The sequence below is a fragment of the Marinobacter orientalis genome (assembly GCF_004792665.1).
GTDB classification, from domain to species: domain Bacteria; phylum Pseudomonadota; class Gammaproteobacteria; order Pseudomonadales; family Oleiphilaceae; genus Marinobacter; species Marinobacter orientalis.
On sequence record NZ_SRZX01000003.1, the window covers coordinates 74,223 to 95,513 of the forward strand.

Consider the following 21,291-nt stretch of genomic DNA (forward strand, 5'->3'; position numbering starts at 1 on the left):
ACCTGAAAGCAGCTAGACTGGCCACGGTGCCGTGGTAGTCTAGTGTCTTGATTGGCGATAAGAATCAGGATCATGCTTTATGATGTACGGAAAACTGGAGACGCGGACTTTTCTGGCCATGCTTGTAGGTGTCTCCCTCGCCTTTATTCTGCTGATGAAGCCGTTTTTTGGCCCGATTTTCTGGGCAGTGGCAATTGCGCTGATATTCCATCCGGTTCGCGAACGTCTGGCGAAGCGGGTGGGCGACCGCCCCAATGTGATTGCTCTGCTGACGCTTCTGATCTGCATGATTATTGTGATTATCCCGGTGCTTGCGCTGGTAACATCGCTGGTTGCGGAAGGGCTTTCTGTCTACGAGAAGATACAGGAAGGGGAACTTCGTCCCGGCGAGTACATCGACAGGGTGAACCAGTCCTTTCCTGCCATAGAGGCTTTCTTCGGCCAGTTCGGGATGGATTTTGCCGAGGTAAGGGACAGGGCAGCCAATGCTTTTGTTGGTGGCAGCCAGTTTCTGGCGAAACAGGCCCTCGGGTTCGGCCAGAATACCTTTCAGTTCTTCCTGGGTTTATCCTTAATGGTGTACCTCGCTTTTTTCCTGATCAGGGACGGCAGCAAACTGGTGGACCTGTTGATCCAGGCCCTTCCATTGGGCGATGAGCGGGAGCGTCTGCTGTTTGCCAAGTTTGCGGAGGTTACCCGGGCAACGGTCAAGGGCAACCTGCTGATTGCCATCATCCAGGGGGCTTTAGGCGGTCTTATTTTCTGGTGGCTGGATATCCAGGGCGCACTGGTGTGGGGCGTGGTGATGGCAATTACCTCGCTTATCCCCGCTGTGGGTGCCGCCCTGGTGTGGGTGCCGGCGGCCCTTTATCTGGCAGCGACCGGAGAGATTGTCTCAGCCATTATTCTCACGGCTTACGGGTCGATTGTCATCGGGCTTTCCGACAACATTTTGCGTCCGATTTTTGTCGGCCGGGATGCCAAGCTGCCGGATTATATTGTTCTGCTATCAACGCTGGGCGGGATCGTAATGTTCGGAATCAACGGTTTCGTGATGGGGCCTTTGGTGGCGGCCTTGTTCATGGCGTTCTGGGGGATTTTTATCCGTGAGTTCGGAGAAGTCTCGGGAACAGCTGTCCATCAAACGTCTGACAGGGCTACAGAAATGCAACAATCGGCAAAGCGTGGGCAGGAATAACTATGGTAGCCTTTGGTCCTAATGCCCGTCCCGTAGGATTTGGCAACACAATAAAAAACGGCAGGTAACCGGAGTAGATCATGGCTAGGCAAACAGACATTCGTACCCGTATGGCAGGAATAATCATGGTTGGGGCGATGGCCCTGGCAGCAGCTCCCCATGCAGTTGCGAACGACACAGTAGCACTCAAGAACGCCCTTTATGGCGCGGGTTACGACATCAATAATGTCACTCCGCAAATGGACGAGTCCACCCGCTCGGCTCTGACTGCGTTTCAGCGGGACCAGGGTCTGGATGCCTCCGGCGACCTGAACAACGCTACCAAGGAAGCACTGGGAATAGTAGCGGTTCAGGTCGCTGCCTCCGGCTCCCCGGCAAATGCGTCAGCATCCCGGAGCGCGGGCACTAGCGGCAGTGGTACCGGGTCCGAAGAACCGGCCGCGCGGGCAGGACAAGATGACGTCGAGGAAGACGATGACGGTGGCTGGTCTTTCTTCTAGCTCCTGTGCGCGGTTCGTTTATTCCAGTTTTTCCAGGTTCCTGACGGCACCCTTGTCGGCACTCGTTGCCAATAAGGCATAGGCCTTCAGTGCGGCTGACACTTTGCGGGGTCTGGCAAGCTCTGGCTTCCAGCCTTTGTCATTTCTCGCTTCACGACGCTGGTTCAGCTCGTTCTGGTCTATCTCAACGTTGATGGAACGGTTGGGAATGTCGATGCGGATCAGGTCGCCGTTCTCGATAAGGCCAATGGCGCCGCCGGCCGCAGCTTCTGGAGAGGCATGGCCGATGGACAGGCCGGAGGTGCCGCCGGAAAAACGGCCGTCGGTCAATAGCGCGCACTCCTTGCCCAGCCCCCTGGATTTCAGGTAGCTGGTGGGATAGAGCATTTCCTGCATGCCTGGCCCGCCACGGGGACCTTCGTAGCGGATAATGACCACTTCGCCAGGTTTTACTTCGTCGTTGAGAATGCCTTCCACAGCCGTATCCTGGCTTTCGAATACTCGTGCCCTGCCTTCAAATACGTAGATGCTTTCGTCGACACCGGCGGTTTTGACCACGCAGCCGTCCAGGGCAATATTGCCGAACAGGACTGCCAGGCCCCCCTCGGGGGAATAGGCGTGTTCGACGGATCGGATGCAACCGGTTTCGCGGTCGCCATCAAGCGACGGCCAGCGGGTGCTCTGGCTGAAAGCGGTCTGGGTGGGAATGCCCGCCGGGCCGGCCCTGTAGAATTCCACCACTTCCGGTGTCGGCTCCTGCATGATGTCCCAGGTTTTCAGCGCTTCGCGCATGGTTTTGCTGTGCACAGTAGGCAGATCGGTATTGATCAGGCCGCCGCGCTCCAGTTCGCCAAGGATGCCCATAATGCCGCCTGCACGGTGTACGTCCTCCATATGGTATTTCGGAGAATTCGGCGCAACCTTGCATAACTGGGGTACCCGGCGGGACAACTGATCGATTTCGTCAAGAGTAAATGGAACGCCGCCCTCCTGTGCCGCAGCCAGCAGATGCAGGATGGTGTTGGTTGAGCCGCCCATGGCAATATCCATGACCATGGCGTTTTCGAATGCCTCGATGGACGCAATACTCAGAGGCAGTACACTGGCATCGTCTTCTTCGTAATATCTCCGTGCGTTCTCTACAATCTGCCTGCCAGCTTTGAGAAACAGCTGCTCGCGGTCGGAGTGGGTGGCAAGCAGGGAACCGTTGCCGGGCAGTGCAAGACCAATGGCTTCGGTGAGGCAGTTCATGGAGTTGGCCGTGAACATGCCGGAACAGGACCCGCAGGTGGGGCAGGCGCTGCGCTCGTACTCGGCAACCGTTTCGTCATCGGCGTTGGGGTCGGCTGCGATGACCATGGCATCGACCAGATCGAGTTTATGCTCCGACAGCCTGGTCTTGCCGGCTTCCATCGGGCCGCCGGAGACGAAAATGGTGGGAATATTCAGGCGCATGGCAGCCATCAGCATGCCAGGGGTAATCTTGTCGCAGTTGGAGATGCACACCAGGGCGTCGGCACAGTGGGCATTCACCATGTATTCCACGGAATCGGCGATGATTTCCCGCGAGGGCAGGGAGTACAGCATGCCGTCGTGTCCCATGGCGATGCCATCGTCCACGGCAATGGTGTTGAACTCCTTGGCGACACCGCCGGCTTTCTCTATTTCGCGGCACACCAGTTGACCGAGGTCTTTGAGGTGGACATGGCCGGGAACAAACTGGGTAAAAGAGTTGGCAACGGCGATAATGGGCTTGCCGAAGTCTCCATCTTTCATGCCGGTGGCGCGCCAAAGAGCACGGGCGCCAGCCATATTACGGCCTGCGGTGGATGTCCGCGAACGATACTGGGGCATGGTTGTCTGGTCTCTCTGTTGCAACTGGGTGAGGAATAGAAGGCAAAAGAATACCAGATTACCCGATGATCGCATGGTTGTTTTGATATTAGGTGCTTACAATGTGTAACAGAGTTAATGAAACACTGATCAAGGAGTAGTCCTATGGCTGGCCGGGAAAGCCTGCCCCTGCGTCGTCTGAAACAGTTTCAGCCCCTGAACCGGCTGACAGACGACCAGCTGGTTTTGCTCGCAAGTCGGGCGGAGAGACGGACCCATGGCCCCGGCCAGAGGGTGGTTGAGCGCGGTGTGCGGGATGGCGTGGACATTTTCCTGATTGCCGGAAGTGTAGAGCTGGAATCCGTGGACGGCCGCAAGTCCGTTATAGATGCCGATACCGACAAGGCTCTTAACCCCATTGCCCGGCTGCAGCCCCGCATGTACGACGTAACCGCGATCAGGGCGAGCGAGTTTCTGGTCATCCAGCAGGAGATCCTCAACCAGTTGCTGCGGGCGGCACCGGTACCGCAGGTGGAAATGGATGCCGGCGACGGCCTTGGTGACGATGGCAGCGAAGAGCACCATCTGCTGATGGAATTCTATGCCGAACTGCGCTCTAACCAGCTCACCCTGCCCAGCGTGCCGGACGTGGCATGGAAAGTGCGCCGGACCGTGGACCGCGAGGATTCCACCGCAGACCAGGTAGCCAGTGCCATATCCGCGGACCCGTCGATTGCCGCCAAACTGGTTCGCGCCTGTAACAGCCCGTTGTATCGTGGCTTCAGCGATGTCCGCAATGTCCGTGAGGCTGTCGTCAGGCTGGGGATGCGAACAACCCGCCAGCTGGTGACCGTGTTCTCCATGCGGGAAGTGTTCAAGACCAGGCAGCCATCGCTGCAAAAAGAGATGGACAGACTGTGGCGACATTCCCGCGAGGTTGCAGCGCTTTGCTGGGTGCTTGCCGACAGCGCTACATCCATCAATCCTGAGGAGGCCCTGCTCGCCGGGCTACTTCATGACATCGGGGTGGTCCCGGTACTGGTACAGGCCGAGCATCACGTCAACCTGTTTGCCGACCAGACCAATCTCGAGCACGCCATTGGGGAGCTTCGGGCGGACGTAGGCACCGCGATCCTGGAAAGCTGGTCGTTTCCCCCGAGCTTTCTGGAAGCCACCCGCCACGCCGAGGATTGGGCGCATGAGAGCCGCGAACCGGCACCTCAGCTGGTGGATATTGTGATTGTGGCGCAGTTGCACGCCATGATTGGTTCCAGCCGCAATGGCAACCTGCCGCCGTTTGACGAGGTGCCTGCCTACCGCAGGCTGGGTGAGCTTGAACTGAATGCATCCCGCAGCCTGCAACTGCTGACGGAAGCCCGTGCAAGGGTGGATGAGGTCCATCGCCTGCTTTCAATACACTGAGGATATGACAGGGCAGTCGGTCTTCCGGAGCTCTTTACTGGTGACAATACCAACAATGAATGTACCTATTTTTCCGTTGAACTCTATCGTGCTCCCCGGGGGAAGGATTCCCCTCCAGCTGTTTGAGCCAAGATACATCGATATGCTGACACGTTGTCTCAAGGAAGACCGGGGCTTTGTTGTCGTTCTGCTCAGGGACGGCCTCGAAACCGCTTCGGCGGCCGCTTTTTATGACATCGGCACCTACGTGCGCATCATCGATTTCCGGCAGATGGACAATGGCTTGCTGGGTATTACGGTTGAAGGCCAGGGCAAGGTGATCGTGGTACGCACCTGGCAGCAGGCGGATGGTCTGAACGTGGGTGATGTGGAGTGTCTGCTGGCGGAGGAGGAACGGCATGTCCCCGAGCGTCTTACCGAGCTGCCGTCAGTGCTGAAAGCGCTGTTCCGCCATCCGGTCATCCGCGAGCTCGGTATGGATGTGAACTATAACGATGCCCGAGATGTTGGCTGGCGGCTGACCGAACTGCTTCCTCTGGACAAACAGGAAAAGCAGCGCCTGGTAGAACTCCAGAACCCACTGGAGCGCCTGGAACGGCTGGCGGGGTTGCTGGAAGCGCTGGAACATTACTGAACAGGTGATCAGCCTGCCACTGGCGTATACAGAAGAACAGCGTCCGCCCAGTTATCAGTGACATACCAGGCAGTGTAGAGCAACCATGCCACACCGGCCGCCAGTAATGAACTGTCCGTCGTCAGCGGGATGTTGTCGTAACGGCTGTAGCTGGCCCTGGTCAGCCCCGAAATGGACAGCCCCAGGAAAATGCCCGCAATAACATCTGTGAACCAGTGAACCCCAAGGTAAAGGCGGCTAATCGCAACCAGGACGATGGGGAGACTGAACGCCAGATAATAGCGCCAGCGCCACCTGACCCGGCTTTCCCGGGCAATGAAACTGGCGGCCAGTGACGAAAAAACGGTAATGCCGGTGGTGTGGCCGCTAGGGAACGCACCCGAGGCTGGCGGGCCAAGCACAACCGCTGGCCGTGGGATTGCCGAAAGATCCTTGATTGCCCACACCAGTATTGTTGCCAGCAAGGCGGCACCGGCAATGTGCAGTGCTGCCGCGTAAAAACCACGCAAACCCAGTGCCAGTGCAGACAGTGCTGCCGCTGCCAGTAGTATGGGCGGATCTGCCAGCAGCGTCAGCAGGATCATCAGTGGATCCAGTAATGGATTTCTGAGTTGGGCAAACCATTCCAGCGTCAGGTTGTTGAATGGGGCGAACAGCTGCGTGGCCGTTACCAATTGCCCCAGTATCATGAACAGTGCGCCGGCGCCCAGTGCCAGTGACAGTGAGGGGAGCGGAAATTCGCCGGTCTGGGCCGGCCGTTGGCTGGTATAACGCCGCCAGAAACGGCGAGTGATGTGGTAACGGGCGGTCAGGCTGGCAAGCCAGTGGTAAACCCGGCTGCTATGGCCGAGCCCGAGCTGGAAGCGGAACAACAGCAGGTAGATAACCAGCAGAATGCCAGCGCTGATGCCAATGACCGGCCAGAAATGGGCTGGCGGCTCGAAATCACTGGCCAGCGCACTGCCCACCCAATAACCCGGCAGGACATAGGCTGGAGCCCAGGCCAGGGCGGAAGACAGGTTAAACGCCAGAAAACGCCGCCATGGCATCAGGAAGGCGCCGGCAATCAGCGGAATGACCGGACGTATCGGACCGACAAAACGCCCGATAACCACACTTTTCCCGCCGTGAAGATGGAAGAAAACCTCACCTTTAGCGATAAATCCCGGAAAATGATTGAGCGGCCAGAGCCTGTCCAGCCGGCCCTGGAACAGTCTGCCAAGCGCAAAGCTGATACCGTCGCCCGCAACAGCCCCGGCCCCGGCCCAAAGCAGAACTTCGATGATGGGTATGGATGCCTGGCCGGCAAGTGCCGACGCTGCAAAGATAATAGCCACACCCGGGATCAGGATGCCCGCCAGGGCAAGGGATTCCAGAAAGGCGGTCAGGAAGATAGCGGCAGAGAGCCAGCCGGGGTTAGTGCCAAGCCAGGCGGTCAGTGCCTGCAGCCACTCCGAACTCATGACTGACGGGTCTCTCCCTGGCAATACCAGACAGAATCGGCCCCGCGCCTTTTCGCTTCCTCCAGTGCCTGGCGCACCCGTTTTCGCAGGTCGGCCGGGCGGGTTTCTGCTCTGGCTCGGGTGGTACAGCCGAGACTGACAGTGACTTTACCGGCCGTGGGCCAGGTCTGCTCTGCAATGGTGCGGCGGATCCGTTCGGCAATCACCCTGGCGCCTTCCTCCGGAGTGAAGGGCAGAATCAGGAAAAACTCACCATCGTCAAGTGTGTAGAGGCTGTCGCCGGAACGGATGACCCCGAACAGGTGCCGGGTGAGATCCCGTAGCAGCCTGTGCATGCCGGCTTTGCCGTGGAGATCCTCGGCTTCATCCGCGTAGTCGATCGCAAGCGATATGACCGACAGTGAGTGGGACATCTCGATCGCGCGGCTGATTTCCTTCTGCAGCGTCTCATCAAGAAAGCGTGCGTTGTGGGCGCCGGTAACCGGGTCGGTAATGGCCAGGTCTTCCGCGGACTGGGCCATGTGGTCGTAGTGCCAGATATACAGTGCCCCCACCGCTATCAGCGCAAACACCCCGGCGCTGATGGTGACCGTGTGGGTGATTGTCTGGGTAAGCAGCAGGAACAGTGAGAGTGCCGCCAGCAACAGCAGGGACAGAATCATTCCCTGCCGCAAGGGCAGGATCAGCAGGTTCAGAAGCACCAGGGGCATGACCCAGTGACTGATTCCGGGCGGATCCAGTGCATACATTGCGGCAACCAGGCCGCTGTTCAGGGCCGCCAGAATGATCAGGTGCCCCGGCGCCGATAACTGATGACGACGGCAGATCACGGTGTAGCCGGCACCTGCAATAGTCAGTAGTGCCATGCCGGAGGCAAGGAAGAACAGTTCGTAGAAGCCATAGCGAAGATTCTGCAAAGCCAGGCTGGCAATGAAGAGGCTGGCAAATACATAGCCTGCCAGGTGGGTAAAGCTCCTGAGCCGGGTCTCGGTCATTACGCTGGCCCTCCGGTACCCTCGGTACGTGCCGGTGGTGTCGTGTGGGACCATGTGCTGTAGGACTGGGCACGATTGCCCCCCTGTTGCTGAGCCCGACGCAGGGCGTTGGCGGCGGACTGTTGAAGGCTGTCCGCGTCATCGCCGATATTCAGTCCCGCAATGCCCGCACTGACCGTCAGGTCCAGCTGATGCGACGCCAGCAGGGCGCTCAGACCCTTGCGGATGGTTTCAGCCAGTGCGGCTGCGTCGGTGGTTGCAATGCCCGGCAGGATAATCAGAAACTGCAGGTCAGCCACGCGATAATAGGTGTCAAAATCCCGCAGTTGCGAGTGCAGGTAACGGCCAATTCGTGGCAGTATGGAGCGAATGTCGGCGTCAGCGTTGCGGTCGCTCAGATGAGTGTCCAGTCCGATCATGATCAGCGACATGTCAGTGCCTTCCCTTTCGCTGCGCTGGATTTCCTTGTGCAGGTCGGCAGACAGGTACTCGCGGCTGGCTGCCTGGGTCAGTTCATCGGTGCGGCGCAGAGGTGCCAGTTGCCTGGACTTGTACTCGCGGAGAAATACCAGTAGACCTGAAAGCATGATCGTCAGCAGCAGCGCGCTGACCATCTGGTGGCGCTCCGGGATTCCGCCATGTCCCTGAGTGGCGACGACTGCCAGGGCGGCGACCAGCAAAGTGATCGCCGTCGCCCAGGCCAGCGGCAATAATGCGAAGCCGATAAGCGGTGCCACGTAGAGCCAGTGGATCAGGCTCCAGGGCCCGGTCCACAGGCTGGTGACCAGGAGCAGGAGCAGGGCTCCGAACAGCAGGCGATGGATGGACGGCCAGGGCTGCCGGATGCGACCCGGGTGAAAGGCATTGCTGGTAAAGACCAGGCCGGCGCCGACTATCGCCGCAATCGCGGTAAGGGGCTCGTTCTGAACCACCGCGAATACAGCAATGGGGAGCAGAATCAGGAATCCGGCTCTCGACAGGCGGCTTAGCAGAAATTTTTCGGCCATCTGGGCCATGGTATCCGTCCTCTCCCGGGCGTCCGTGTTGTCGAAGCATACAGCAGGTACTGTTTAATGACCCGCGTAATAACGTGTGTCAGGGCGGTATGATAATCGCTTGGGATGCGTACTTGAAACGGGAAAGGTAAAGTTAGACCCTGTTTCGCGCAATCGACTCAAAATCAAAAGGTAATCGGATGGATATTGCAGCTTACATGGCTGATGTGGGGCAGCAGGCACGGGAAGCTGCCAGTGCGGTAGCCCGATCCACAACGGCGGTTCGCAATCAGGCGCTGCTGGCAACAGCCGAAGCACTGGATACAGCGAGGGGTGACCTGGCTGCTGCCAACGCCAGGGATCTGGAGAGTGGCCGCAGTAACGGCCTTGATGACGCCATGCTGGACCGGCTGGAACTGACTCCCGCGCGCATTGACGCAATGATCGAAGGGCTTCGCCAGGTAGCCTCGCTGCCGGATCCGATCGGCGAGATCACTGACATGACCTACCGTCCTTCCGGTATACAGGTGGGGCGGATGAGGGTGCCGCTGGGCGTCATCGGTATCATCTACGAGTCGCGGCCCAATGTGACGGTGGAGGCGGCCAGCCTGTGTCTCAAATCCGGGAATGCCACCATTCTGCGGGGCGGCTCCGAGGCCATCCATTCCAACCAGGCTATCGCGGAGTGCCTGGCCAGGGGGCTTTCAGAGGCAGGGCTCCCCGGCAATGCCGTTCAGGTCATCAAAACCACTGACCGGGCTGCCGTAGGCGAGCTGATCACCATGCCGCGATTTGTCGACGTTATCGTTCCGCGCGGCGGCAAGGGTCTGATCGAGCGAATCAGCCGTGATGCCCGGGTGCCGGTGATCAAGCACCTGGACGGAATCTGCCATGTGTACATCGACAGCCATGCCGACCCTGAGAAGGCTCTGGCAGTGGCTGTCAATTCCAAAACCCAGCGCTATGGCACCTGCAATACCATGGAAACCCTGCTGGTGGATCAGGAGATTGCCGGTGACATCCTGCCATTACTGGCGAACGCGTTCCGCGAAAAGGAGGTGGAACTCAGGGGATGCAGCCGGACACTGGAGATTCTTCCGGATGTGGCTGCGGCCTCGGAGGAGGACTGGTCAACTGAATACCTTGCGCCCATTCTCGCTGTGAAGGTTGTCCACGGGCTGGATGGCGCCATCGGGCACATCAATTGCTACAGCTCGCAGCACACCGACAGCATCGTCACCGAGAACTATACCCGGGCGCGCCGGTTCCTGACGGAAGTGGATTCCAGCTCGGTCATGGTGAACGCCTCGACCCGGTTCGCCGATGGTTTTGAATACGGCCTGGGTGCGGAAATCGGCATCTCCACGGACAAGATCCACGCCCGGGGCCCTGTTGGCCTTGAAGGCCTCACATCGCAGAAATACGTGGTGTTTGGCGACGGCCATATCCGGACCTGATTCTGCATGCATGTAATTTACGGTGGTACCTTCGACCCCATTCATCACGGTCATCTGCGGCTGGCGGTAGAACTCAGGGAGCGGCTGGGCGTGCCTGAGGTATCGTTGATGCCCTGTCATGTGCCGCCGCACCGGGATGTTCCCGGTGCCACCAGTGAACAGCGGGTGTCATTGCTGGAGCTGGCCATTGCCGATGAGCCCGGGCTGACCCTGGATGATCGGGAACTGGGACGTAATGGCGCCTCCTATACGGCGGAAACCCTGCGTCAGGTCCGTGCGGAACTGGGTCCGGACCAGCCGCTGACAATGGTTCTGGGAACGGATTCATTTGCCGGCTTTGACCGCTGGCAGGAATGGCAGCGCATTCCCGAGCTGGCGCATATTGTGGTGGTGCGCAGACCGGGGCCCGGCCTGGAGCCGGGCAGTGTGCCGGCGCGTTTACTTGAGGAACGCGCGGTTGACGGGGTGGAGGCTCTCTACCATGCACCCTGCGGTCATATTCTGGAGCTGGACACGCCTCTGCTGGATATATCGGCAACCGGCATCCGCGAGCGGATACTCTCCCGCCGCTCACCGAGATATCTCCTGCCTGACAGCGTGTGGTGGGAAATTCGTCGCCTTGGACTTTACGGTGCGTGACCTGTCGGGAACTTTTAGTGCTACAATCCCGTCTGAGTATGACTTTTCGGGTGGCCGCCTTCGCCGCTGCCCGCCAACAGGGTGATTATGCAGGCAGAGCAACTGAAAGAACTGGTCGTGGGTGCGCTTGAGGACGTCAAGGCGCAGGACGTAAGTATTATCGATGTCAGGGGAAGAACCAGTGTGACGGATTACATGGTGCTGGCTTCCGGAACCTCCAACCGGCATGTGAAATCCCTGGCGGATTCGGTGCTGTCGGAAGCCAAGGATCAGGGGGTCAGGGCGAGCAATGTGGAAGGTGCCAACGCCAGCGACTGGATTCTGGTCGATCTTGGTGACGTGGTGGTCCACGTCATGATGCCGGCAACCCGCGAGTTTTATGATCTTGAGCGCCTCTGGCGCGATGCTCCGGATCTGGGTGCTGCAGGTAGCGAGTAGTCATGCGGTTACGTCTGGTCTGTGTAGGGCAGAAAATGCCCGAGTGGGTCAGCCAGGGCTATAACGAGTATGCTCGCCGGATGCCGCCGGAACTGCCCCTTGAGCTGGTGGAAATTCCGATGGCGCACCGTGGCAAAAATCCGGACATTCCCAGGTTGATGCAGAAAGAGTCGGATTCGATCCTTTCCGCGTTGGGTTCCCGCGATCGTGTCATTGCGCTGGAAGTAGCCGGTCGTAACTGGTCCACCGAAAAACTCGCCAGCCAGCTTGAAAGCTGGCAGCAGGACGGTCGCGATGTCAGTTTTCTCGTCGGCGGTCCTGATGGTCTTGCCGATGCCTGTCGGGCCAGGGCCGATCAGTTATGGTCGTTATCATCCCTGACCCTGCCACATCCGCTGGTGCGCATTCTGCTTGCAGAGCAGTTGTACCGGGCTTGGTCCGTCACCCGTAATCACCCATATCACCGGGCCTAGGAAACCGATATGCCCTGGGGAGAATTCAAAAATATCGTGGCCGAGCGGCGCCTGTTCCAGCGTCGTGCCATTGTCATGCTGTTGCTGGTGTTGGTATTGCTGGGCCTGCTGGTTGCCAGAATGTATCAGTTGCAGGTTGTTGAGCACGATATTTACACGACGCTTTCGGACAAGAACCGTGTCCAGGTACAGTCGGTAGCGCCTCCCCGAGGCCTGGTCTACGACCGTAATGATGTGCTCCTGGCGGAAAATCGCCCCGTTTTCAGCGTAACGCTGGTGCCCGAACGTGTCGGCGATATGCAGCAGACCCTGGCCAAACTCCACGGCATGCTGAGTATTTCCGAAGAGGATATGGAGCGATTCAACCGCCGGTTGCTCGAGCCTCGCCGCCCGTTCCAGGAGTTGCCTCTGCGTTATGACCTCAACGAGCAGGAAATTGCCCGCCTGGCGGTTCATCGCCATGAATTGCCCGGGGTCGAGGTGTCCGCCGAGCTGGTGCGTTACTATCCCCACAGCGAGCTTACCGCCCACGCCCTGGGTTATGTGGGACGCATCAACCGGCAGGAGTTGCAGCGAATCGATCCGGTTAACTACGCGGGTACGAACTACATCGGCAAGTCTGGCGTAGAGCGGTTCTATGAAGAGCTCCTGCACGGGCGTGTCGGCTACCAGCATGTGGAAACCAATGCCCGTGGCCGAACGCTGCGCGTGCTTGAACGCGAGAATCCTGTGCCGGGGGAGGACATCCGCCTCCACATGGATTTACGGCTGCAGCGGCTGGCGCATGAACTGCTGGATGGCCGGCGTGGCGCCATCATTGCGATCGAGCCTTCCACCGGAGGCCTTCTGGCACTTGCAAGCGTTCCCGGCTTTGATGCCAACCAGTTTGTGACCGGTATTGGTGTCGAAGCCTATCGCGAACTCAGTACAAGTGTCGACAAGCCGCTTTTCAACAGGGCTCTGCGGGGCCAATATCCCCCGGGCTCGACACTCAAGCCCATGCTCGCCATCGCTGCGCTCGACAGCGGTGCGGTAACCCGCGACAAGACCATCTGGGATCCCGGATACTTCCGGCTGACCCCTGGCGGGCGTCCCTGGCGGGACTGGAAACGGGGTGGTCACGGCTGGGTCGACCTTACTGCGGCGGTTGCCGAATCCTGTGATATCTATTTTTACGAAGCGGCCGTGGCCATGGGCGTTGATACCATGCATCAGTACCTTTCCCAGTTCGGGTTTGGCGAAGATGCGACCCTGGATGTTGCCGGGGCTTTGAGTGGGCTACTGCCGTCCCGGGACTGGAAACGTGCCGTTCACAGTGAACCCTGGTATCCGGGAGACTCGGTAAACCTGGGTATTGGGCAGGGGTTCATGTTGTCAACGCCGCTGCAGCTGGCTACCGCCACGTCGGTTATCGCCAACCGCGGTAATTGGGCCGAACCCAGGCTGCTGAAAGAGGTCAAGGGTGACCGTTCGATTGACGAAGTGCTGCCCACCGGCAGCCATCAGTCCATCGAGCTTGAGAACCCGGATGACTGGGAGTTCGTTGTCGAGTCCATGGCTGAGGTGATGCACGGTAGCAAGGGCACAGCCCGCGGCGCAGGGCGTGGTGCTCCCTATCGTATGGCCGGCAAGACCGGCACGGCACAGGTTTTCAGTCTGGCCGAGGATGAGGAATACGACGAAGAGGAAATTCGCGAGCGTTTGCGGGATCACGCCCTGTTTGTCGGCTTTGCGCCAGTGGACAACCCGCAGATTGCCGTTGCCGTGATCGTGGAAAACGGGGGAAGTGGCAGTGGAACGGCGGCGCCGGTCGCCCGGGCCATGTTCGATGCCTGGTTGCTCGGCTTTCCCGCGGAGGGAGAAGCTCTGGTGATCGGTTCGTCCGCGGAGGCGTCACGCTGATGTCAGCCGGAAGCCTGTTTAACCAGTCAGCGCGGCATCCTTTATCGGGTCCTCGTGGTATCTGGTCCGTTCTGCATATCGACCCGATCCTGCTGTTTCTGTTGCTGGTACTCATTGCGGGTGGCCTGGTGGTGCTGTATAGCGGAGCAGACCAGAACATGGCAGTGGTGAAAGCCCAGGGCATCCGCATGGGTGTGGCCCTGATTGTGATGTTCGTGTTTGCGCAGCTTGATCCGGCTGTATTCAGGCGCTGGTCCCCCTGGCTGTTCGCGGCGGGTGTTGCGTCGCTTGTGGCGGTAATGCTGGTTGGCGTAGGCGCCAAGGGCGCACAGCGCTGGCTGGCCATTCCCGGTCTGCCACGCTTCCAGCCTTCGGAATTGATGAAACTGGTGGTGCCGATGATGGCCGCCTGGTATCTGTCGCGCCATTACCTGCCCCCCAGGCTTCGTCATGTGGTGGTGGCATTACTGATCGTGCTTTTGCCCATGGTGCTCATTATCCTGCAACCGGATCTCGGGACCTCGCTACTGGTGGGCTCAGCCGGAATATTCGTGGTATTTTTTGCCGGTATAAGCTGGCGGCTGATCGGCGCTTTCTTTGCCATGGTGTCGGTTGCTGCGCCGCTGATGTGGTTCTTTGTTTTACGGGAGTACCAGAAGCAGCGTGTGTTGACCCTGCTTGATCCCCAAAGTGACCCGCTTGGTGCCGGCTGGAACATTATCCAGTCCAAGACTGCCATTGGTTCCGGTGGCGTGGATGGTAAGGGCTGGCTGCAGGGAACCCAGTCCCACCTGGAATTCCTGCCCGAAAGCCATACCGATTTTATCGTGGCCGTGCTGGCGGAAGAATTCGGCTTTGTGGGCATGCTGATTCTCCTGGTGGTCTATCTTCTGATCATTCTGCGCTGCCTGTACATTGCCGCCACCGCCCAGGACTCTTTCAGCCGATTGCTGGCTGGCGCACTGACAATGACGTTTTTTATCTACATTTTCGTCAACGTGGGTATGGTCAGCGGTCTGCTTCCGGTGGTGGGGGTGCCGTTGCCGCTGGTGAGCTATGGAGGAACGTCCGGGGTAACACTGATGGCTGCCTTCGGGGTGCTGATGTCGGTCCATACACACCGGCGGATGATCAGTGCCTGATGCCCCGGCCGGTAACCATGGACAGTGAGTAATGGTTGCAGGGTCTGCCGGCATGGTAATCTTGGCCGCTTCAGCACTGGCGACGGTCGTTGCTCGCTGTTATGGCGGCTATTATGGCAATAGTATGTTGGTAAAGTTTCGGGTTACACCCGGTCAAGGGGATTCATGAAAGCTGTCAGGTATTTGATCGCTGCCGGATTGGCAATGGTGTGGTTTCTGTCCCCGTCCCTGGTGCTGGCCGGAGGATATGAAAAAACGCCCGAAGGTCGTGATTTTGCCCGTGAGATGGCGGAACGCTATGGATTCGAAGAGCAGCGTGTCACCGGGCTGCTGGCCAAGGCTGAGCGCCGGGATGCGATACTGGACGCGATCAGCCGGCCGGCGGAGAAAACCCTTGAGTGGTACGAATATCGCCGGATCTTTATGCGCGAAGAACGTATTGAGCAGGGAGTCGATTTCCTCGGGCAACATCGGGAGGCATTTGAGCGGGCAGAAAGCGAGTACGGAGTGCCGGCATCGGTCATCGCCGCTATTATTGGCGTCGAAACCTGGTATGGCACCTACAAGGGAAAACACCGGGTACTGGATGCCCTTGCTACACTGGCATTCGATTATCCGCCCCGGAGCCGTTTTTTCCGCAGCGAACTCGCCCAGTACCTGCTGATGACCCGTGAGCAGGGCTTCGACCCGCTTGAGTTGACCGGCTCTTACGCGGGGGCAATGGGATATGGCCAGTTCATTTCCAGCAGCTACCGGCATTATGCCATCGACTTCGATGGTGACGGCATGGCCGATATCTTCGCTAATCCTGTGGATGCCATCGGCAGCGTTGCCAACTATTTCCGCGCCCATCACTGGCAAGCGGGCAATCCCGTGGCGGAGCAAATCGATGCCAGCCTGCCGGAATCCTCGCCTCTGCTGACCGGCGGCCTGAAGCCTGAACTGACCGTCGCTGACTACCAGCAAGCGGGTATAGTGCCAAACACCGATGTATCTGCAGGAGACCAGGCCCGTGCGATCCGTCTTACGGGCGAAGAGGACCCGGAGTTATGGCTGACGTACCATAACTTTTATGTGATAACCCGCTACAATCACAGTCATCTCTATGCCATGGCAGTGCACCAGTTGGCTGGTGCGCTGGAAAAGCGGGCAGAACAGGCAGAGAAAAATGACAAGGTAGCAGGCAGCTCGTGACGAAATTCCAGGTTGTATTGCTTATGTTGGGGATACTGTCCCTCGCCGGGTGTGCGTCATCGCCCGAGCCGGATCATTCTTCCCGCTATACCCTTTCCCAGGATCGGGCACCTGCGGGCAGTTTTGATGTTTCCGGACTTGCTGATGCGAAACCCCGCTATGAGGAGCCCCGTCGGGCCGGAAATATGTCAACCTATCAGGTCTGGGGCAAGGAATACCGTGTTCTGGACAGTAACGACGGCTATGTCCAGCGTGGCACAGCGAGCTGGTATGGTGAAAAGTTCCATGGCCACAAAACCTCCAACGGTGAGGTTTTTGACATGTACAAAATGTCCGCAGCCCACAAGAGCCTGAGGATTCCCGGATATGCCCGCGTTACCAATCTCGACAACGGCCGCTCTGTGGTCGTCAGGGTCAATGACCGCGGCCCGTTCCACGGCGACCGCCTGATTGACCTCTCTTATGCGGCAGCCAAGAAGTTGGGTTATCATGGCAGGGGAACCGCCAGGGTCGAAGTGGCAGCCATCACGGTTAAACCGGATGGTTCAATGACCCTTGCTGGCAGGCCCTTTCCTGATGCCGGGGCACCCGTTGCTACCGAGCGACTGGCTGACCAGGGCAGCGGTAACCGGTCGCTGTTCGTCCAGCTGGGTTCGTTCAGCCAACGAAACCCTGCCGAGGCGCTACTGGACCGCGCCCGGCGGGCCGTCGAAAACCCCATGCGGGTGAGGGAAGTTGAAACGGCGTCAGGTCGCTTCCATCGCGTTCAGGTGGGACCGTTCAGGGATGAGAACGAAGCCCTCAGAGCCCAGAACCTGCTGGAAAACCACGGATTTGGTCAGTCAATATTGCTGACCGATACACACTGAACCAGTCACCCACTAGATACTGAATGGACCCATGGCAATAAACAATGTATTCCGCGCCTGTACCGCTGTTCTCATTCTGGCCCTGCTGACGGCAATGCCGGCCGCGGCACAGTCTGTGCTGATACCGTCGCCGCCCCAGATCGCCGCGACTTCCTATATTCTGATGGACCCTCTGTCCGGGCGCATCATCATGGAGGAAAACAGCCAGGAGCGCCTGCCCCCGGCGAGTCTGACCAAGATGATGACAGCCTATATCGTTGAGCGGGAACTGGACGAAGGCCGGATCGCCATGTCTGACATGGTGCCTGTCAGTGTCAACGCCTGGCGCACGGGAGGCTCTCGTACCTTCATTCAGGAAGGTACCCGGGTGTCGGTCGAAGACCTGCTGAAGGGCGTTATTATCCAGTCGGGAAATGATGCTTCCGTGGCTCTGGCAGAGTTTGTTGCCGGCAGCGAAGATGCTTTTGTGGATATCATGAACCAGCAGGCCGAGATACTGGGTATGAATAGCACCAGCTTCTCCAATGCCACCGGCCTGCCTGCGCAGGACCAGTTCTCGACTGCCTACGACCTGGCGCTGCTGGCCAGGGCAATTATCAATGACTACCCCGAGAACTACCCGCTGTACGCACAAAAGCATTTCACCTTCAATAATATTCGCCAGCCTAACCGCAACAGTCTGCTGTGGCGCGATGACAGTGTTGACGGCCTGAAGACCGGCCATACGGAAGAGGCCGGTTACTGCCTGGTGGCATCTGCCAAACGCAATGACACCCGAATGATTGCAGTGGTGATGGGGGCTGACAGTCCCGCTGCCCGCGCCCAGGAAGTACAGAAAATGCTTAACTACGGCTTCCGTTATTACCAGACAGAGCGCCTGTTCCGTAATGGCCAGGAGCTGCTGGAAGCAAAGATCTGGGGCGGCGAGAGCGATACCCTGTCCGTGGGTGTTGTGGAAGACGTCCACGTAACGATTCCCAGGGGCTCACGCGACTCCCTGGACTCAACGGTAGAGCTGGATTCTGTTATCAGGGCGCCTGTGGCCAAAGGGGATGAGCTGGGCCGGGTAACGGTGCAACTGGACGGTGAAGTCGTGGTTGATCAGCCGGTACTTGCTCTCAGTGATGTGCCCGAGGGCGGATTCTTCAAGAGAATCTGGGACGCCATCAAGCTATTCTTTATCCAGTTGTTCGAGTAAGGGCCGGTGCGCCCGGGAGAAAGCGTCAATGAGTGAGCCAAAAGCACCCACGATCGAGTTTCCCTGTGACTACCCAATCAAGGTCATCGGGGACTCAGCCCCGGACTTTGTGCAGTTTGTGGTGGAAGTGGTAGAACAGTACGCGCCAGGGCTTTCCGAAAAAGATGTGTCTGTCCGGGAAAGCAGTGGGGGGCGCTTTTCCTCTGTCAACCTGACAATCGTCGCCACTGGCGAGCCCCAGCTTAAAGCCCTGTTTGAAGAGCTCAAGGCCAGTGGCCGGGTCCATATGGTGTTGTGACCTGATGGACGAATTGATTGTTCGTACACTGGGAGAGCAGCCCTATCTGGAAACCTGGGAGGCGATGAAAGCCTATACCGCAAGCCGGGATGCTTCGACGCCGGACGAAATCTGGCTGCTGGAACATCCACGGGTATACACCCAGGGACAGGCAGGAAAGGCCGAGCACATTCTTGCGCCGGGCGACATACCGGTCATCCAGGTAGACCGTGGCGGACAGGTGACTTATCACGGCCCCGGCCAACTGGTGGTCTATCTTATGATCGACCTGACCAGGCGCGAGCTTGGCGTCCGCACGCTGGTGGACGTGATCGAGCGGTCCATTGTGAAGACTCTTGCCGGGTTCGGAATTACCGCGTCACCCAGGCCTGACGCGCCGGGTGTGTATGTTGACGACGCCAAGATTGCTTCCCTTGGCCTGCGGGTAAAGCGCGGCTGTTCCTTCCATGGTCTGGCGCTGAATGTGTCGATGGATATGGAGCCTTTTCGTCGTATCAACCCCTGTGGTTACGCCGGCCTGTCCATGTGCCAGATGCGTGACTTTGTTCCGGGCGTGGACATTGGCGACGTTGCTAGCGCTCTTTCCCGGGAGCTTGGCGCCAGTCTGGCCCACGGAAGCATCTGCGAGATTGCCCAGCGTTGACGGCGCCCCGATTAGGCTTGAACGTGTAGATATCCGTATAATGGTTGAAGAGGCCGATAACGCCAACACTTACTGAACCGGGCAGGTTTTTGATGGCACCCAGACCCAAGAGCACCTCCGTTGCACGTATCAAGACCGGAAGTTTTGAGCGCCGTCTCACACTGACAAGAGCGGGGCTGTTTGCCGGTACACGTATGGCCTCTCACATGGCTACCAACTGGTTCGGCAGCAAGGACAAACGGGATGCCAGGCATCGCAGGATGTTGTCCAGCCAGGCCGAATTCCTGGTCGATGAGCTGGGTAAGCTGAAAGGCAGTGTGGTCAAAATCGGGCAGGTAATGGCCCTGTATGGTGAACATTTCCTGCCGGAAGAAGTGACGGAAGCGTTGCACACCCTGGAAGACCAGACCACCTGGCTTGAGTGGTCGTCCATTGAACGGGTGCTGAAAGACGAGCTGGGTGCTCAGCGGCTGGCAGAGCTGGAAGTAGACCCGGACCCGATCGGCGCAGCCTCCCTTGGGCAGGTTCACCGGGCCCGCCGGCGCAGTGACGGACTTGAGTTGGTGCTCAAGGTCCAGTATCCGGGTGTTGACGAGGCCGTTGACAGTGACCTCAACTCGGTAGCCCAACTGCTCAGGGTTGCCCGGCTGGTATCCTTTGGCCCGGAATTCAACGACTGGCTGGAAGAAGTGCGGAACATGATGCACCGGGAGGTGGATTACCGTCTGGAGGCGTTTACCACGGAGAAATTCCGCCAGATGCTGTTGGATGATCCCCGCTTTGTGGTGCCACAGGTCATGGAGAAATACTGCACGGCTCACGTGATCGCTTCCACCTATGAACACGGACATTCCGTCAGTTCGGTTGCAGTCAGGGAGTTGTCACTGGAGCGCCGCAGTGAGCTTGGCCGGGCGGCGCTGGAGCTGTTTTTCCGCGAGCTGTTCGTCTGGGGTGAAATCCAGACTGATCCCAACTTTGGCAACTATCGCATTCGCATTGCCGGGGAGAGCGGCGCCGACAGCCGGCATGACCAGATCGTGTTGCTGGATTTTGGCGCAGTCCAGTCATATTCTGCGACGTTTCTTGACCCGGTAATCCAGATGATCCGGGCTTCCTACGAGGGTGACCTGGAGGCCGTTATTGATGGTGGCGTGAAGCTCCGCTTTATGAGCGAGGAATGGCCGGCGGACGTGTTGGAAAAGTTCGGTGAGGTCTGCATGTCGGTGCTGGAACCCCTGTCTCGGGATCGGAGCAACTGGCCGGATTACGCTGTAAACGACAAGGGTGAGTACCGCTGGAAGCAGAGCGACCTGCCGTCCCGCGTTGCCCGCCAGGCGGCAAAGTCCGCCATCAGCCGGTACTTCAAGGTGCCGCCGAAAGAATTCGTCTTTCTCAATCGCAAACTGATTGGGGTCTACACCTTCATTGCCGTGCTCAACGCCGAGTTCAATGGTGAGGACATACTGCGGAAATATCTCTATGGTGGCGCGGGGACCCCGGATGCTTCCAGTACAAGCCATATCACCAGGGCGTAGCGGATTCCCTTGCCAATACCCACCAGAACCACGAAATTGAGCCATGGCACCCGCATGATGCCGCCCACAAGGGTAAGCGCGTCTCCGCCAATCGGTAACCAGCCCATAAGCAGTGACCACTGCCCGTAACGGTTGAACCGGATGCGGGCTCTTTCAAGCTGGTTTGCAGTCACGGGAAACCAGCGCTTGTGCTTGAAGCGATCCACCTGCCGGCCAATAATCCCATTGACGACTGAACCGAGGGTATTCCCGGCGGTGGCCCAGAACCAGATCCACCAGAGCGAATAACCCTGCGTGACCATGCCTCCGAGCAGTATTTCAGAATACGCGGGCAACAGGGTCGCTGCGGCCAGGGCGGTCGTGAAAAGGGTAAGATAGGCCAAGGGTGGCTCCTCAAAAATTAATGCCGTCCGGGGCCAGCGCCAGGAGCCGCTGACTTGGATATCGTCTATTGCTATCGGTG

21 protein-coding genes are annotated in these 21,291 nt (G+C 58.7%); 16 read left to right on the forward strand and 5 right to left on the reverse strand.

Going from position 1 to position 21,291, the window contains the following annotated elements; translation table 11 throughout:
• Positions 1-82 precede the first annotated feature (82 nt).
• Together DIT72_RS10665 and DIT72_RS10670 are read left to right on the forward strand one after the other, a co-directional pair.
• Positions 83-1,198 (forward strand): AI-2E family transporter, encoded by a 1,116-nt coding sequence (locus tag DIT72_RS10665; protein WP_135955483.1) that lies wholly within the window; start codon positions 83-85, stop codon positions 1,196-1,198.
• An 80-nt stretch (positions 1,199-1,278) separates the two neighbouring features.
• The gene (locus DIT72_RS10670) at positions 1,279-1,698 is read left to right on the forward strand and encodes a peptidoglycan-binding domain-containing protein (RefSeq protein WP_228260790.1); all 420 of its coding nucleotides are present in this window, start codon (positions 1,279-1,281) and stop codon (positions 1,696-1,698) included.
• A gap of 18 nt (positions 1,699-1,716) precedes the next feature.
• Here the strand turns inward: DIT72_RS10670 and ilvD are convergent, their stop codons facing one another.
• Positions 1,717-3,552 carry a dihydroxy-acid dehydratase gene (gene ilvD, locus DIT72_RS10675; RefSeq protein ID WP_135955235.1) on the reverse strand — a complete coding sequence of 612 codons (1,836 nt, stop codon included), beginning with the start codon at positions 3,550-3,552 and terminating at the stop codon, positions 1,717-1,719.
• Positions 3,553-3,696: 144 nt separating this feature from the next.
• Here ilvD and DIT72_RS10680 point away from each other — a divergent pair, with 144 nt between their 5' ends.
• On the forward strand, positions 3,697-4,953 hold the full coding sequence (locus DIT72_RS10680; RefSeq protein WP_135955236.1) for an HDOD domain-containing protein: 1,257 nt from the start codon (positions 3,697-3,699) through the stop codon (positions 4,951-4,953).
• Between the two features lie 55 nt (positions 4,954-5,008).
• Entirely contained in the window at positions 5,009-5,587 is a 579-nt protein-coding gene (locus tag DIT72_RS10685) for an LON peptidase substrate-binding domain-containing protein (RefSeq protein WP_135955237.1), read from the forward strand.
• A gap of 8 nt (positions 5,588-5,595) precedes the next feature.
• On the opposite strand, the gene DIT72_RS10690 is transcribed toward DIT72_RS10685, so the two are convergent.
• Genes DIT72_RS10690 through DIT72_RS10700 form a run of 3 tightly spaced genes read right to left on the reverse strand, consistent with a single transcriptional unit; the run spans position 5,596 to position 9,061 of the window.
• Complete coding sequence (locus tag DIT72_RS10690) at positions 5,596-7,050, reverse strand: bifunctional DedA family/phosphatase PAP2 family protein (protein WP_135955238.1); 1,455 nt, start codon at positions 7,048-7,050, stop codon at positions 5,596-5,598.
• A complete protein-coding gene (locus tag DIT72_RS10695; protein WP_135955239.1) occupies positions 7,047-8,045 on the reverse strand; it encodes a GGDEF domain-containing protein in 999 nt (332 codons plus the stop codon). The genes DIT72_RS10690 and DIT72_RS10695 overlap by 4 nt, the downstream gene beginning before the upstream one ends.
• Positions 8,045-9,061, reverse strand: coding sequence for a GGDEF domain-containing protein (locus DIT72_RS10700; RefSeq protein ID WP_135955240.1), 1,017 nt, complete (start codon positions 9,059-9,061; stop codon positions 8,045-8,047). The genes DIT72_RS10695 and DIT72_RS10700 overlap by 1 nt, the downstream gene beginning before the upstream one ends.
• 179 nt (positions 9,062-9,240) lie before the next feature.
• On the opposite strand from DIT72_RS10700, the gene DIT72_RS10705 reads away from it, so the two are divergent.
• The 12 genes from DIT72_RS10705 to DIT72_RS10760 all read left to right on the forward strand — a co-directional run bounded on the left by DIT72_RS10705 (position 9,241) and on the right by DIT72_RS10760 (position 20,828).
• A complete protein-coding gene (locus DIT72_RS10705) occupies positions 9,241-10,497 on the forward strand; it encodes a glutamate-5-semialdehyde dehydrogenase (RefSeq protein ID WP_135955241.1) in 1,257 nt (418 codons plus the stop codon).
• A gap of 6 nt (positions 10,498-10,503) precedes the next feature.
• Positions 10,504-11,136 carry a nicotinate-nucleotide adenylyltransferase gene (gene nadD / locus DIT72_RS10710; RefSeq protein WP_135955242.1) on the forward strand — a complete coding sequence of 211 codons (633 nt, stop codon included), beginning with the start codon at positions 10,504-10,506 and terminating at the stop codon, positions 11,134-11,136.
• An 87-nt stretch (positions 11,137-11,223) separates the two neighbouring features.
• Positions 11,224-11,574 carry a ribosome silencing factor gene (gene rsfS / locus DIT72_RS10715; RefSeq protein WP_135955243.1) on the forward strand — a complete coding sequence of 117 codons (351 nt, stop codon included), beginning with the start codon at positions 11,224-11,226 and terminating at the stop codon, positions 11,572-11,574.
• Between the two features lie 2 nt (positions 11,575-11,576).
• On the forward strand, positions 11,577-12,047 hold the full coding sequence (gene rlmH, locus DIT72_RS10720; RefSeq protein ID WP_135955244.1) for a 23S rRNA (pseudouridine(1915)-N(3))-methyltransferase RlmH: 471 nt from the start codon (positions 11,577-11,579) through the stop codon (positions 12,045-12,047).
• Between the two features lie 9 nt (positions 12,048-12,056).
• Positions 12,057-13,949 carry a penicillin-binding protein 2 gene (mrdA, locus tag DIT72_RS10725; RefSeq protein ID WP_135955245.1) on the forward strand — a complete coding sequence of 631 codons (1,893 nt, stop codon included), beginning with the start codon at positions 12,057-12,059 and terminating at the stop codon, positions 13,947-13,949.
• Positions 13,949-15,091: a rod shape-determining protein RodA gene (gene rodA, locus DIT72_RS10730; protein WP_135955246.1), complete on the forward strand. Its 1,143-nt coding sequence runs from the start codon at positions 13,949-13,951 to the stop codon at positions 15,089-15,091. The genes mrdA and rodA overlap by 1 nt, the downstream gene beginning before the upstream one ends.
• A gap of 204 nt (positions 15,092-15,295) precedes the next feature.
• Complete coding sequence (gene mltB / locus DIT72_RS10735; RefSeq protein ID WP_135955247.1) at positions 15,296-16,285, forward strand: lytic murein transglycosylase B; 990 nt, start codon at positions 15,296-15,298, stop codon at positions 16,283-16,285.
• Between the two features lie 23 nt (positions 16,286-16,308).
• Entirely contained in the window at positions 16,309-17,154 is an 846-nt protein-coding gene (locus DIT72_RS10740; RefSeq protein ID WP_135955485.1) for a septal ring lytic transglycosylase RlpA family protein, read from the forward strand.
• Positions 17,155-17,185: 31 nt separating this feature from the next.
• Complete coding sequence (locus tag DIT72_RS10745) at positions 17,186-18,352, forward strand: D-alanyl-D-alanine carboxypeptidase family protein (RefSeq protein WP_135955248.1); 1,167 nt, start codon at positions 17,186-17,188, stop codon at positions 18,350-18,352.
• Between the two features lie 28 nt (positions 18,353-18,380).
• The gene (locus DIT72_RS10750) at positions 18,381-18,650 is read left to right on the forward strand and encodes an HP0495 family protein (RefSeq protein ID WP_135955249.1); all 270 of its coding nucleotides are present in this window, start codon (positions 18,381-18,383) and stop codon (positions 18,648-18,650) included.
• 4 nt (positions 18,651-18,654) lie between these two features.
• Complete coding sequence (lipB, locus tag DIT72_RS10755; RefSeq protein WP_135955250.1) at positions 18,655-19,293, forward strand: lipoyl(octanoyl) transferase LipB; 639 nt, start codon at positions 18,655-18,657, stop codon at positions 19,291-19,293.
• Between the two features lie 92 nt (positions 19,294-19,385).
• On the forward strand, positions 19,386-20,828 hold the full coding sequence (locus DIT72_RS10760) for an ABC1 kinase family protein (RefSeq protein WP_135955251.1): 1,443 nt from the start codon (positions 19,386-19,388) through the stop codon (positions 20,826-20,828).
• On the opposite strand, the gene DIT72_RS10765 is transcribed toward DIT72_RS10760, so the two are convergent.
• Positions 20,771-21,211 (reverse strand): YqaA family protein, encoded by a 441-nt coding sequence (locus DIT72_RS10765; protein ID WP_135955252.1) that lies wholly within the window; start codon positions 21,209-21,211, stop codon positions 20,771-20,773. The genes DIT72_RS10760 and DIT72_RS10765 overlap by 58 nt on opposite strands.
• Positions 21,212-21,291: the final 80 nt, after the last annotated feature.

Excerpts from the sequence above, each read along its gene's own strand:
- DIT72_RS10665 (WP_135955483.1), top strand. The coding sequence starts at position 83 with ATGTACGGAAAACTGGAGACGCGGACTTTTCTGGCCATGCTTGTAGGT.
- DIT72_RS10670 (WP_228260790.1), top strand. The coding sequence starts at position 1,279 with ATGGCTAGGCAAACAGACATTCGTACCCGTATGGCAGGAATAATCATG.
- ilvD (WP_135955235.1), bottom strand. The coding sequence starts at position 3,552 with ATGCCCCAGTATCGTTCGCGGACATCCACCGCAGGCCGTAATATGGCT.
- DIT72_RS10680 (WP_135955236.1), top strand. The coding sequence starts at position 3,697 with ATGGCTGGCCGGGAAAGCCTGCCCCTGCGTCGTCTGAAACAGTTTCAG.
- DIT72_RS10685 (WP_135955237.1), top strand. The coding sequence starts at position 5,009 with ATGAATGTACCTATTTTTCCGTTGAACTCTATCGTGCTCCCCGGGGGA.
- DIT72_RS10690 (WP_135955238.1), bottom strand. The coding sequence starts at position 7,050 with ATGAGTTCGGAGTGGCTGCAGGCACTGACCGCCTGGCTTGGCACTAAC.
- DIT72_RS10695 (WP_135955239.1), bottom strand. The coding sequence starts at position 8,045 with ATGACCGAGACCCGGCTCAGGAGCTTTACCCACCTGGCAGGCTATGTA.
- DIT72_RS10700 (WP_135955240.1), bottom strand. The coding sequence starts at position 9,061 with ATGGCCCAGATGGCCGAAAAATTTCTGCTAAGCCGCCTGTCGAGAGCC.
- DIT72_RS10705 (WP_135955241.1), top strand. The coding sequence starts at position 9,241 with ATGGATATTGCAGCTTACATGGCTGATGTGGGGCAGCAGGCACGGGAA.
- nadD (WP_135955242.1), top strand. The coding sequence starts at position 10,504 with ATGCATGTAATTTACGGTGGTACCTTCGACCCCATTCATCACGGTCAT.
- rsfS (WP_135955243.1), top strand. The coding sequence starts at position 11,224 with ATGCAGGCAGAGCAACTGAAAGAACTGGTCGTGGGTGCGCTTGAGGAC.
- rlmH (WP_135955244.1), top strand. The coding sequence starts at position 11,577 with ATGCGGTTACGTCTGGTCTGTGTAGGGCAGAAAATGCCCGAGTGGGTC.
- mrdA (WP_135955245.1), top strand. The coding sequence starts at position 12,057 with ATGCCCTGGGGAGAATTCAAAAATATCGTGGCCGAGCGGCGCCTGTTC.
- rodA (WP_135955246.1), top strand. The coding sequence starts at position 13,949 with ATGTCAGCCGGAAGCCTGTTTAACCAGTCAGCGCGGCATCCTTTATCG.
- mltB (WP_135955247.1), top strand. The coding sequence starts at position 15,296 with ATGGTGTGGTTTCTGTCCCCGTCCCTGGTGCTGGCCGGAGGATATGAA.
- DIT72_RS10740 (WP_135955485.1), top strand. The coding sequence starts at position 16,309 with ATGTTGGGGATACTGTCCCTCGCCGGGTGTGCGTCATCGCCCGAGCCG.
- DIT72_RS10745 (WP_135955248.1), top strand. The coding sequence starts at position 17,186 with ATGGCAATAAACAATGTATTCCGCGCCTGTACCGCTGTTCTCATTCTG.
- DIT72_RS10750 (WP_135955249.1), top strand. The coding sequence starts at position 18,381 with ATGAGTGAGCCAAAAGCACCCACGATCGAGTTTCCCTGTGACTACCCA.
- lipB (WP_135955250.1), top strand. The coding sequence starts at position 18,655 with ATGGACGAATTGATTGTTCGTACACTGGGAGAGCAGCCCTATCTGGAA.
- DIT72_RS10760 (WP_135955251.1), top strand. The coding sequence starts at position 19,386 with ATGGCACCCAGACCCAAGAGCACCTCCGTTGCACGTATCAAGACCGGA.